At 60.4% G+C, this 11,225-nt stretch carries 11 protein-coding genes; 7 read left to right on the forward strand and 4 right to left on the reverse strand.

The features are described from left to right. Positions 1–97: 97 nt before the first annotated feature. The 3 genes from dgcA to K0F88_RS25110 form a co-directional block, all read right to left on the reverse strand. Complete coding sequence (gene dgcA / locus K0F88_RS25100; RefSeq protein WP_219097008.1) at positions 98–2,158, reverse strand: dimethylglycine demethylation protein DgcA; 2,061 nt, start codon at positions 2,156–2,158, stop codon at positions 98–100. A 15-nt stretch (positions 2,159–2,173) separates the two neighbouring features. Next, the gene (locus K0F88_RS25105; RefSeq protein ID WP_008033249.1) at positions 2,174–2,704 is read right to left on the reverse strand and encodes a DUF5943 domain-containing protein; all 531 of its coding nucleotides are present in this window, start codon (positions 2,702–2,704) and stop codon (positions 2,174–2,176) included. Positions 2,705–2,783: 79 nt separating this feature from the next. Further along, on the reverse strand, positions 2,784–3,761 hold the full coding sequence (locus K0F88_RS25110) for a dipeptidase (RefSeq protein ID WP_008033250.1): 978 nt from the start codon (positions 3,759–3,761) through the stop codon (positions 2,784–2,786). Between the two features lie 236 nt (positions 3,762–3,997). Here K0F88_RS25110 and K0F88_RS25115 point away from each other — a divergent pair, with 236 nt between their 5' ends. Together K0F88_RS25115 and K0F88_RS25120 are read left to right on the forward strand one after the other, a co-directional pair. After that, positions 3,998–4,399, forward strand: a complete 402-nt coding sequence (locus tag K0F88_RS25115; protein WP_094470273.1) for a lysozyme inhibitor LprI family protein — start codon at positions 3,998–4,000, stop codon at positions 4,397–4,399. Positions 4,400–4,460: 61 nt separating this feature from the next. Further along, positions 4,461–4,877, forward strand: a complete 417-nt coding sequence (locus K0F88_RS25120) for a DUF3010 family protein (protein WP_219097010.1) — start codon at positions 4,461–4,463, stop codon at positions 4,875–4,877. 138 nt (positions 4,878–5,015) lie between these two features. Here the strand turns inward: K0F88_RS25120 and K0F88_RS25125 are convergent, their stop codons facing one another. Continuing rightward, entirely contained in the window at positions 5,016–5,975 is a 960-nt protein-coding gene (locus tag K0F88_RS25125) for a GlxA family transcriptional regulator (RefSeq protein ID WP_219097012.1), read from the reverse strand. Between the two features lie 211 nt (positions 5,976–6,186). Between K0F88_RS25125 and choX the strand changes: the two genes are divergently transcribed. From choX to K0F88_RS25150, 5 genes are all read left to right on the forward strand, one after another. Further along, the gene (gene choX, locus K0F88_RS25130) at positions 6,187–7,131 is read left to right on the forward strand and encodes a choline ABC transporter substrate-binding protein (protein WP_219097014.1); all 945 of its coding nucleotides are present in this window, start codon (positions 6,187–6,189) and stop codon (positions 7,129–7,131) included. A 75-nt stretch (positions 7,132–7,206) separates the two neighbouring features. Continuing rightward, positions 7,207–8,094 (forward strand): 3-keto-5-aminohexanoate cleavage protein, encoded by an 888-nt coding sequence (locus K0F88_RS25135; protein WP_008151915.1) that lies wholly within the window; start codon positions 7,207–7,209, stop codon positions 8,092–8,094. 142 nt (positions 8,095–8,236) lie between these two features. Then, positions 8,237–9,202 carry an L-carnitine dehydrogenase gene (locus K0F88_RS25140; RefSeq protein ID WP_077747265.1) on the forward strand — a complete coding sequence of 322 codons (966 nt, stop codon included), beginning with the start codon at positions 8,237–8,239 and terminating at the stop codon, positions 9,200–9,202. 223 nt (positions 9,203–9,425) lie between these two features. Continuing rightward, entirely contained in the window at positions 9,426–9,902 is a 477-nt protein-coding gene (locus tag K0F88_RS25145) for a thioesterase family protein (RefSeq protein ID WP_219097016.1), read from the forward strand. A gap of 14 nt (positions 9,903–9,916) precedes the next feature. Further along, positions 9,917–11,080, forward strand: a complete 1,164-nt coding sequence (locus K0F88_RS25150; protein WP_219097017.1) for a gamma-butyrobetaine dioxygenase — start codon at positions 9,917–9,919, stop codon at positions 11,078–11,080. Positions 11,081–11,225: the final 145 nt, after the last annotated feature.

The raw sequence follows: 11,225 nt of genomic DNA on the forward strand, positions 1-11,225 counted from the left end.
GGGCTTGCCCGCGATTGCATTTTGTCAGTCACATCTGCATTGACTGACCCACCGCTATCGCGGGCAAGCCCGCTCCCACAGGGTCATGTGCAAGCCGTTAGAAGTCTTTGCACAACCGCAGCGCGTCGTAGATCGCCGCGTGGGTGTTGCGCTGCGCCACGCAGTCGCCGATGCGGAACAGCAAGTAGCCATCGCCCGTCTGGCTCAACGAAGGTTGCGGCTTGATCGCGAACAAGGCTTCGATGTCCATCTGTCCCTTGTTGCGCGAGCCTTCCTTCATGGCGTAGTAGATTTCTTCGTCCGGACGCACGCCGTTTTCGACGACGACCTGGTCCACCACCCGCTCCTCTTTGGCGCCGGTGTATTCGTTTTCCAGCACCGCCACCAGCTTGTCGCCTTCGCGGTAGACCTTCTCCAGCATCATGTCGCCGGTCATGATCACTTCTTTCGGGTACATGCTGCGGTAGTACGTCGGGAACGAGGTGCCGCCAATCGCAACGCCCGGTTTGATGTCGTCGGTGACGATCTCGACCTGGCTGCCCTTGTCGGCGAGGAAGTCCGCGGTGGACATCCCGGTGAACTCGCAAATGGTGTCGTAGACCAACACGTTCTTGCCCGGTGCAACCTTGCCATCGAGGATGTCCCAGCTGCTGACCACCAGGCCTTCAGCCGCGCCCCAGTGTTCGTTCTGCTCCAGGAATGGGTGACCGCCGACGGCGAGCACCACCACGTCCGGACGCAGGTCGAGAATGGTTGCCGCATCGGCTGCCACGCCCAGGCGCAGGTCGACTTTCAGACGCGCCAGCTCAAGCTGGAACCAGCGGGTGATGCCGGCGATCTGGTCCCGTTGCGGGGCTTTCGACGCCGTGGTGATCTGCCCGCCAATGAATTCTTTTTTCTCGAACAGGGTCACGTCGTGGCCACGTTCGGCCGACACACGCGCCGCTTCCATCCCGGCAGGACCGGCACCAACCACCACAACCTTGCGCTTCACACCGGTCGATTTCTCGATGATGTGCGGCACGCCCATGTATTCACGGGAGGTCGCGGCGTTCTGGATGCACAAGACGTCCAGACCCTGGTACTGACGGTCGATGCAGTAGTTGGCGCCGACGCATTGTTTGATCTGGTCGACCTGACCCATTTTGATCTTGGCGATCAGGTGCGGGTCGGCGATGTGGGCGCGGGTCATGCCGACCATGTCCACGTAGCCGCCTTCCAGAATCCGCGTTGCCTGGTTCGGGTCCTTGATGTTCTGCGCGTGCAGAACAGGAGCCTTGACCACTTCCTTGATACCGGCCGCCAAGTGCAGGAACGGCTCCGGTGGATAACTCATGTTCGGAATCACGTTGGCCAGGGTGTTGTGGGTGTCGCAACCCGAACCCACCACGCCGATGAAGTCGATCATGCCGGTGTCGTCGTAGTACTTGGCGATCTGCTTCATGTCCTCGTGGGACAAGCCGTCCGGGTGGAATTCATCACCGCACAGACGGATGCCGACGCAGAAATCCGGGCCGACTTCCTTGCGCACCGCTTTAAGGACTTCCAGGCCGAAACGCATACGGTTCTCGAAGCTGCCGCCCCATTCGTCGGTACGTTTGTTGACGCGTGGGCTCCAGAACTGGTCGATCATGTGCTGGTGCACCGCCGACAGTTCGACGCCGTCCAGGCCACCGGCCTTGGCGCGGCCAGCCGCGGTGGCGTAGTTGCCGATCACCCGCCAGATTTCTTCCGGCTCGATGGTTTTGCAGGTCGCACGGTGCACCGGTTCGCGGATGCCCGAAGGCGACAGCAACGTTGGCCAATGCTCGCCGTCCCAACGGGAACGACGGCCCATGTGGGTAATCTGGATCATGATCTTGGCGCCATGCTTGTGCATGGCATCGGCCAGGTTCTGAAAGTGCGGAATGATCCGGTCGTCGGCCAGGTTGACCGACTTCCACCAGCCTTGCGGGCTGTCGATGGCCACGCTGGAGGAACCGCCGCAAATCGCCAGGCCGATCCCGCCCTTGGCTTTCTCTTCGTAATACTTGACGTACCGGTCGGTGGTCATGCCGCCGTCGGTCGCGTAGACCTCGGCGTGCGCGGTGCTGAGCACGCGGTTGCGGATGGTCAGTTTGCCGATCTGGATCGGCTGGAACATTGCTTCGAAAGCCATGGCGGGTTCCTCGACTTACAACGGCTTGACGGTGAACAAACCGTCGTCGTGGCCTTCTTCGGAGCCACCGTAAACCTGTTCGGCAACGGTGCGGATCTTGCTGCCGCGGGCCTGCAGAATCTGGTCCATGGCACCGGCAAACCAGCCAGTGAACATGTAGTCGACCTTGCGCCCGACCTTGCCGTACACGTAGACGAACGCCGAGTGTTCGAGCTTGACGCTGGCAGTGCCTTTGTCGAGGTCGATGTCCTGGATCTTGAACAGGCCCCAGCCGCGCTGCGACAGACGCTTCATGTAGTGCTCGAACACCGCGACGCCTTCCAGGCCATGGCATTCAGCTTCTTTTTCACACCAGTGCCAGGCGGACTTGTAGCCGGCCTTGTAGAGGATCTCGGCGTAGGCGTCGGCGCCCAGCACTTCCTCGATGCCCATATGGTTGTTGACGAAGAAGTGACGCGGTACGTACAGCATTGGCAGGGCGTCGGAGGTCCAGACACCGGTTTCGCTGTCGACTTCGATTGGCAATTGCGGGGCGATCTTGGCCATGGAAACTTAACTCCAGAAAATTTTGGGTGTTGCCCCCGGCGCGGACGGCCGGGGGAAAGAATTCTTCAGATGCGGTGGCTTATTCGCCCCAAACGTCCTTGAGGACGTTGACCCAGTTCTCGCCCATGATCTTGCGCACCACACGCTCGGAGTGGCCGCGCTTGAGCAGGGTTTCGGTCAGGTTCGGGAACTCGCCGACGGTGCGGATGCCCAGCGGGTTGATGATCTTGCCGAAGCTGGTCAGGCGGCGGGCGTAGCCCTTGTCATGGGTCAGGTATTCGAAGAAGTCCTGGCCATGGCCCTGGGTGAAGTCGGTGCCGATACCGATGGCGTCTTCACCAACGATGTTCATGGTGTATTCGATGGCTTCGGCGTAATCGTCGATGGTCGAATCGATGCCCTTGGCCAGGAATGGCGCAAACATGGTCACGCCAACGAAACCGCCGTGATCGGCGATGAACTTCAGTTCTTCATCGGATTTGTTGCGCGGGTGAATTTTCAGACCCGACGGCAGGCAATGGGAGTAGCAAACCGGCTTTTTGGATTCGAGGATGACTTCTTCGGAAGTCTTGGAGCCGACGTGGGACAGGTCGCACATGACGCCGACGCGGTTCATCTCGGCAACGATCTCACGACCGAAACCCGACAGGCCGCCATCACGCTCGTAGCAACCGGTGCCGACCAGGTTCTGGGTGTTGTAGCACATCTGCACGATACCGACGCCCAGCTGCTTGAACACCTCGACATAGCCGATCTGGTCTTCAAAGGCGTGGGCATTCTGGAAGCCGAACAGGATGCCGGTCTTGCCCTGCTCCTTGGCTTTACGGATGTCGGCGGTAGTGCGAACCGGAATCACCAGGTCGCTGTTCTCGCGGATCAGCTTCTGGCTAGCGGCGATGTTGTTGACGGTGGCCTGGAAGCCCTCCCACACCGACACGGTGCAGTTGGCCGCGGTCAGACCGCCCTTGCGCATGTCTTCGAACAGCTCACGGTTCCACTTGGCAATAATCAGCCCGTCGATAACGATGCTGTCGGCGTGCAATTCGGCTGGGCTCATCAGGCTGTCCCCTATTAGCGATTCATGCGCCGAATCGTGTGCCGGCGCTTTGGGGCCAGCATATGCCTGAGGGACGGGGTAGCCGGGTGCAAAAACGACAGGGGGTTTGCCGAAAGCGTCAATCCGCGACAAAGGGTCGTTGATGGACGCAATCGCCCACCTGTTCAAGGGCCGCCGCTTGGGCCAGAATTCGCTGCATTACCGAATAGGCACTGAAAAATAGGGGCTGCGTCGCAATGAGAACGATCTTCCTGGCTTTGGCACTGATAGCGACCGGCGTACACGCGGCTGAAGAGGCCGACGACAACCCCTGCGACAAGGTCGAAAACGACGTCCAGACCCTGGAATGCTCCGCCTACAGCAGAACCACCGCCGAAGACCTGCTCAAAGACAACTACCAAAGCCTGAACGAGCGCATGCAAACCGCCTACGGCAAGAACCCGGCGCAACTGACCGACATCACCGCCAAGCTCAAAGCCGCGCAGCAGCAATGGCTAAAGACCCGGGATGCGGATTGCGCGGTTGAAGCGTTCCCGGCGACCAGCGGTAGCAAGGCGTTCACCATTGCGCAGAATGATTGCGTGGCGCGGATGAGTGATGAGCGGTCGGAGTTTTTGGAGTCGATCGGGCAGGAGTGAAGGCGAACGCCAGTCGTTTTGAGCTGTAAGCTGCACGCCATCAGCCAGTTAAGGAATTCACATGAAAATCTGCGGCATCGAAATCAAAGGCAGCGAAGCGATCATCGCCGTGGCCTCGCTGGACGGTCAGACGCTTAGCCACGTCGCCCTGGCCACCAAGAAAATCGCCCTCGACGATGACGACGAAGCCGCGAACGTCAAAGTGTTTGCCGCTCAGGTGGCGTCGTTTGTGCGTGAGAATTCCGTCGACAGGATCGCGATCAAGAAACGCAGCAAGAAAGGTGAGTTTGCCGGTGGGCCGACCACGTTCAAGATCGAGGGCGTTTTTCAGTTGCTGGAGAGTTGCGAGGTGACATTGCTGTCGCCACAGACGATCAATGCGCAGAACAAGAAGTTTGACTTCGCACTGCCGGAGACGCTGAACAAGTATCAGCATGAGGCATACAAAGCGGCATGTTCCGCCCTGATGAAGAAGTAGAAGCGAACGCAGATCAAAATGTGGGAGCGAGCTTGCTCGCGATAGCGGTGGATCAGCCGACATCAATGTTGAATGTACTGGCCTCATCGCGAGCAAGCTCGCTCCCACAGGGTTCTCTACTGCTGTTGAAACCTGTGATCAAACCAATTCTCGCCCGTCACCCAAACGTCGTCGATCTTCCCGTGGACACCGTTCAAAACGTGCCCGATAACTGCGGGTGAAATACGACGGCGATTCAAACCCGCACGCAATGCTCACTTCCAGCACGCTCATGTCCGTCTGCCGCAGCAGTTGCCGGGCCTTTTCCAGCCGTAATCGCAGGTAAAAATTGCTCGGTGTGTCGTTCAGGTGCAACCGGAACAGGCGCTCCAGTTGCCGCCGTGTCACCTTGATCGACTCCGCCAGTTCCAGCGTGCTCAGCGGTGGTTCGCTGTGCTGTTCCATCTCGCCAATCACATGCACCAACTTCTTGTTGCTGATGCCATACCGCGTGGCGACTTCCATGCGCTGGTGGTCTTTGCGCGGGCGGATGCGGCCAAGTACGAATTGTTCGCTGACCTGGATCGCCAATTCCGGGCCGTGGGCCTGGGCGATAAGGTCGAGCATCAGGTCGATGGAGGCTGTACCGCCGGCGGAGGTGATACGCCGGCGGTCGATCTCGAACAGCTCTTGGGTGACGCTGAGCTGTGGATAGGATTCCTTGAACGCGTCGATGGCTTCCCAGTGCAGGGTCAGGCGATGACCGTCGAGCAGGCCGGCTTCGGCGAGGACGAAGCTGCCGGTGTCGATGGCGCCGAGGGTCACGCCTTCGTTGTCCAGGCGGCGCAGCCAGTGTTCCAGCGCGGGCGTGGCGAACTTCAGGGGTTCAAAACCGGCGACCACCAACAGGGTTGCGCCTTTCTTCAGCGGCTCCAGCGCCGCGTCGGCGTTGACCGACATGCCGTTGCTGGCCAGAACTGCCCCACCGTCGGCACTCAATACATGCCAGCGATACAGCTCGCCGCGAAAGCGGTTGGCGACCCGCAAGGGCTCAATGGCCGAGATAAAACCGATGGCCGAGAAACCCGGCATCAACATGAAGTAGAAATCCTGGGACATGGAGCGCACTCGACTGGCAGGTAACGAGAGGGCGGGAAGCGTGTGGACGTTGATACGCCACTTGCAAGAGGCATTCAAGAGGACAGGTCGCTGCAGTGCAAGAGCTGGTCGCCGCAGTGCGCTTTAGCGGGCCTCAAGCTGCGTAACTTGGTCATCACCGGCGCACGAAGACGCCCGGACCCACAATAACGAACTGCCGAGGAAACCTGAGATGAAACGACTGATCAGCAGCTGTGTTCTTGCACTCAGCGGTACCGCCTTCTTGAGCGCCAGCGTCATGGCGGCCGAACCTGCTTCATGCCAGAACGTGCGCATGGGCGTCGTGAACTGGACCGACGTGATCGCCACCAGTGCCATGACCCAGGTCCTGCTCGATGGCCTCGGCTACAACACCAAACAAACCAGCGCGTCCCAGCAAATCATCTTCGCCGGGATTCGCGACCAGCGCCTGGACCTGTTCCTGGGCTACTGGAACCCGCTGATGACCCAGACCATCACGCCTTTCGTCGATGCCAACCAGGTCAAGGTGCTTGAAGCGCCTAGCCTGAAAGACGCCCGCGCCACCCTCGCCGTGCCGACTTACCTCGCCGACAAGGGTCTGAAAACCTTCGCCGACATCGCCAAGTTCGAAAAAGAACTGGGCGGCAAGATCTACGGCATCGAGCCTGGCTCGGGCGCCAACACCCAGATCAAGGCGATGATCGCCAAGAACCAGTTTGGCCTCGGCAAGTTCCAACTGGTCGAGTCCAGCGAAGCCGGCATGCTCGCGGCGGTGGATCGCGCCGTGCGCCGAAAAGAAGCCGTGGTGTTCTTCGGTTGGGCGCCGCACCCGATGAACGTCAACGTGCAGATGACTTACCTCACCGGCAGCGAAGATGCTCTGGGGCCGAACGAAGGCATGGCCACGGTCTGGACCGTCACCGCGCCGAAATACGCCGAGCAATGCCCGAACATCGGCAAATTGCTGAGCAACCTGACTTACACCGCCGAAGATGAGAGCCGGATGATGCAGCCGCTGCTGGATCACAAGGACGCCTTCGAATCGGCCAAGCAATGGCTGAAAGATCACCCGCAAGACAAGCAACGCTGGCTCGAAGGCGTGACCACCTTCGATGGCAAACCGGCCGCTGACAATTTGAAACTGACCAGTAAATAAACCCCGATTGAACCACCGACTCGCAGCCCGACCGGGCTGCGAACGGAATCATCACGCCTGCAAGGAACCCGCCTCATGAACCACGACGTCATCATCACCTGCGCACTTACCGGTGCTGGCGACACGACCAGCAAGAGCCCACACGTGCCGGTCACCCCGAAACAAATCGCCGCTGCCGCCGTGGAAGCCGCCAAGGCTGGCGCCACCGTCGTTCACTGCCACGTTCGTAACCCTGAAACCGGCAAATTCAGCCGTGACGTGGCGCTGTACCGCGAAGTGATGGAGCGCATCCGCGAGGCTGACGTCGACATCATCGTCAACCTCACCGCCGGCATGGGCGGCGACCTGGAAATCGGCGCAGGCGAGAACCCGATGGAGTTCGGCCCGAACACCGACCTGGTCGGTCCGCTGACCCGTCTGGCGCACGTTGAAGCACTGCTGCCGGAAATCTGCACCCTCGATTGCGGCACCCTGAACTTCGGCGACGGCGACACCATTTACGTGTCCACCCCGGCGCAACTGCGCGCTGGCGCCAAACGCATTCAAGAGCTGGGCGTGAAGGCCGAGCTGGAAATTTTCGACACCGGTCACCTGTGGTTCGCCAAACAGTTGATCAAGGAAGGCTTGCTCGACGATCCACTGTTCCAGCTGTGCCTGGGCATCCCGTGGGGCGCGCCGGCCGACACCACCACCATGAAAGCCATGGTCGACAACCTGCCAGCGAACGCTGTGTGGGCCGGCTTCGGCATCGGTCGCATGCAAATGCCGATGGCCGCACAAGCGGTGCTGCTCGGTGGCAACGTGCGGGTCGGCCTGGAAGACAACATCTGGCTGGACAAGGGTGTACTGGCGACCAACGGCCAATTGGTCGAGCGCGCCTCGGAAATTCTCAGCCGCCTCGGCGCCCGCGTCCTGACGCCGGCGGAAGGCCGGGCAAAAATGGGCCTGACCAAGCGCGGTTAACTGCTGACAACTCTCTCCAACTGTGGGAGCGGGCTTGCTCGCGAAGAGGCCGTTACATCCGACATCTCTGTCGACTGAAACTCCGCTTTCGCGAGCAAGCCCGCTCCCACAGGGGATCACCGAATTCACTCAGGAAGTCGCCATGAGCTTTATCACCGAAATCAAAACCTTCGCAGCCCTGGGCAGCGGTGTCATCGGCAGCGGTTGGGTGTCCCGCGCCCTCGCCCACGGCCTCGACGTTGTCGCCTGGGACCCGGCGCCCGGAGCGGAAGCGGCGCTGCGCAAACGCGTCGCCAATGCCTGGGGTGCGCTGGAGAAACAAGGCCTGGCACCGGGTGCTTCACAGGATCGGCTGCGCTTTGTCGCGACGATTGAAGAGTGCGTTCGCGACGCGGATTTCATTCAGGAAAGCGCCCCTGAGCGCCTCGATCTGAAACTCGAACTGCACAGCAAAATCAGCGCGGCGGCCAAGCCCAATGCCTTGATCGGCTCCAGTACCTCGGGCCTGTTGCCGAGCGAGTTCTACGAGAGTTCGACGCACCCGGAACGCTGTGTGGTCGGGCACCCGTTCAACCCGGTTTACCTGCTGCCGCTGGTGGAAGTGGTCGGTGGCAAAAACACCGCGCCTGAGGCTGTCCAAGCGGCGATGAAAGTGTATGAATCCCTGGGCATGCGTCCGCTGCATGTGCGCAAAGAAGTGCCGGGGTTCATCGCCGACCGCTTGCTCGAAGCGCTGTGGCGAGAGGCGCTGCACCTGGTCAACGACGGCGTGGCGACCACTGGCGAAATTGATGATGCGATCCGCTTTGGCGCGGGGCTGCGCTGGTCGTTCATGGGCACATTCCTGACCTACACCCTGGCGGGTGGCGATGCCGGCATGCGCCACTTCATGGCACAGTTCGGGCCGGCGTTGCAGTTGCCGTGGACCTATCTGCCAGCGCCGGAGCTGACCGACAAGTTGATTGATGATGTGGTGGATGGCACCAGCGATCAGTTGGGCACGCACAGCATTTCGGCGCTGGAGCGCTATCGTGATGATTGCTTGTTGGCGGTGCTGGAAGCGGTGAAGACCACCAAAGAGAAGCATGGGATGGCGTTTGCCGATTGATAGTGATCGGCTGGAGATCGCCCCCTCACCCTAACCCTCTCCCCAGAGGGTAGAGGGGACTGGCCGAGGCGTTCTTGGAGCTACATCGACCTGAAAGTCCGAGTCGAACTCAGGTTCTGAAAAGCCCCCGATCGGCCCCCTTTACCCCTCTCCCCTATGGGGAGAGGGCTGGAGTGAGGGGTGGATCTTGAATTACAACCAAATCCTCAAGCGGACGCCCATCATGCCCACCCTCACCACCTACCAAACCAAAATCATCCCCGACTGGGTCGACTACAACGGCCACTTGCGCGATGCCTTCTACCTGCTGATTTTCAGCTACGCCACCGACGCGCTTATGGATCGGCTGGGCATGGACAGCAACAACCGCGAAGCCAGCGGCAACTCGCTGTTCACCCTCGAACTGCACCTCAATTACCTGCATGAAGTGAAGCTCGACGCCAATGTCGAAGTGCACACCCAGATCATCGGCCACGACAGCAAACGCCTGCACCTCTATCACAGCTTGCATCTGGTCGGCGACGACAAGGAACTGGCGGGCAACGAACAAATGCTCCTGCACGTCGACCTCGCCGGGCCGCGCTCCGCACCGTTCAGCGAAGACACCTTGAGCAAGCTGCAAGCCATCGTCGCCGAGCAAACCGACCTTCCCTCCCCCGACTACATTGGCCGAGTGATCGCGTTACCCCCTAAAAAATAACAAGGAGATCGCCATTGAACACCGCCGCCGCTTTTGCCGACTTCCGTACCTACCCGTTGATCAGCGCGCTGTCCGCCGTGCAAACCCTGGCGGATCGAATTCAAGTGCAGTGGGCCGACGGTAGGATCAGCCCCTTTCATCATCAATGGCTTCGCGACAACTGCCCGTGCCCGCACTGCGTCTACACCGTGACCCGTGAGCAAGTGCTGGAAATCGCCGACGTCGCAGAGGACCTGACGCCGACAAAAGCAAACGTCGATGCCGAAGGTTGCCTCAGCGTCGAATGGCAGGACGGCCACCAGAGTCGCTTCGATCCAGGCTGGCTGCGGGCTCACGCCTATGACGACGAGTCCCGTACCGAACGTCGTGCCGGCAAGCCAAAATCCAGGCTGTGGAAAAGCGACTTGCAGCTGCCGGTGTTCGAATACCAGGCGCTGATGAACGACAACGAGGCCTTGCTGCAATGGCTGCTCGCCGTGCGCGATATCGGCCTGAGTCAAGTGCGCGGCGTACCCACCGAGCCCGGCTCACTTAAACTGATCGCCCAGCGCATCTCCTTTATCCGCGAGAGCAATTTCGGCGTGCTGTTCAACGTGCAATCCAAGGCCGATGCCGACAGCAATGCCTACACCGCTTTCAACCTGCCGCTGCACAGCGACCTGCCGACCCGGGAGTTGCAACCGGGGCTGCAATTTCTGCATTGCCTGGTGAATGACGCGGACGGCGGCGAGAGTATTTTTGTCGACGGCTTTGCCATTGCCCAAGCGTTGCGCGAGGAAGATCCCGAGTCGTTCAACGCCCTGTGTGAAATCCCCGTGGAGTTCCGCAACAAGGACCGCCATAGCGACTACCGCTGCCTGGCGCCGATCATCGCCCTGGATGCGTTGGGGCAGGTGTCGGAAATCCGCATGGCGAACTTTCTGCGCGGACCGTTTGATGCCTCGATCGAGGACATGCCCAAGCTCTACCGCGCTTATCGACGCTTTATTGCCATGACCCGTGAAGCCCGATTCCGGGTGATGACGCGGCTCAATCCCGGCGAATTGTGGTGCTTTGACAACCGCCGCACCCTCCACGCCCGCAATGCGTTTGATCCCGCCAGCGGCGCCCGGCATTTCCAGGGGTGCTATGTCGATCGTGATGAATTGCTGTCGCGGATATTGGTGTTGCAACGCTAGACCGCGTCATCGTTCATCGCGGGCAAGCCACGCTCCCACAGGATCGGGGGTTACCACAGATTTGGCGAACGACGCCAAACCTGTGGGAGCGGGCTTGAACTGGCCTAATGATTTTGGACACTTCAATCGGGCGCTATGATGGCGC

The organism is Pseudomonas sp. UMAB-40 (assembly GCF_900095275.1).
Classification (GTDB): Bacteria; Pseudomonadota; Gammaproteobacteria; order Pseudomonadales; family Pseudomonadaceae; genus Aquipseudomonas; species Aquipseudomonas mandelii_B.

Bases quoted from the DNA above. Each gene is read 5' to 3' on its own strand.
- K0F88_RS25145 (WP_219097016.1), top strand. From the start codon at position 9,426: ATGCCCACCCTCACCACCTACCAAACCAAAATCATCCCCGACTGGGTC.
- K0F88_RS25125 (WP_219097012.1), bottom strand. From the start codon at position 5,975: ATGTCCCAGGATTTCTACTTCATGTTGATGCCGGGTTTCTCGGCCATC.
- K0F88_RS25105 (WP_008033249.1), bottom strand. From the start codon at position 2,704: ATGGCCAAGATCGCCCCGCAATTGCCAATCGAAGTCGACAGCGAAACC.
- choX (WP_219097014.1), top strand. From the start codon at position 6,187: ATGAAACGACTGATCAGCAGCTGTGTTCTTGCACTCAGCGGTACCGCC.
- K0F88_RS25140 (WP_077747265.1), top strand. From the start codon at position 8,237: ATGAGCTTTATCACCGAAATCAAAACCTTCGCAGCCCTGGGCAGCGGT.
- K0F88_RS25115 (WP_094470273.1), top strand. From the start codon at position 3,998: ATGAGAACGATCTTCCTGGCTTTGGCACTGATAGCGACCGGCGTACAC.
- dgcA (WP_219097008.1), bottom strand. From the start codon at position 2,158: ATGGCTTTCGAAGCAATGTTCCAGCCGATCCAGATCGGCAAACTGACC.
- K0F88_RS25120 (WP_219097010.1), top strand. From the start codon at position 4,461: ATGAAAATCTGCGGCATCGAAATCAAAGGCAGCGAAGCGATCATCGCC.
- K0F88_RS25110 (WP_008033250.1), bottom strand. From the start codon at position 3,761: ATGAGCCCAGCCGAATTGCACGCCGACAGCATCGTTATCGACGGGCTG.
- K0F88_RS25135 (WP_008151915.1), top strand. From the start codon at position 7,207: ATGAACCACGACGTCATCATCACCTGCGCACTTACCGGTGCTGGCGAC.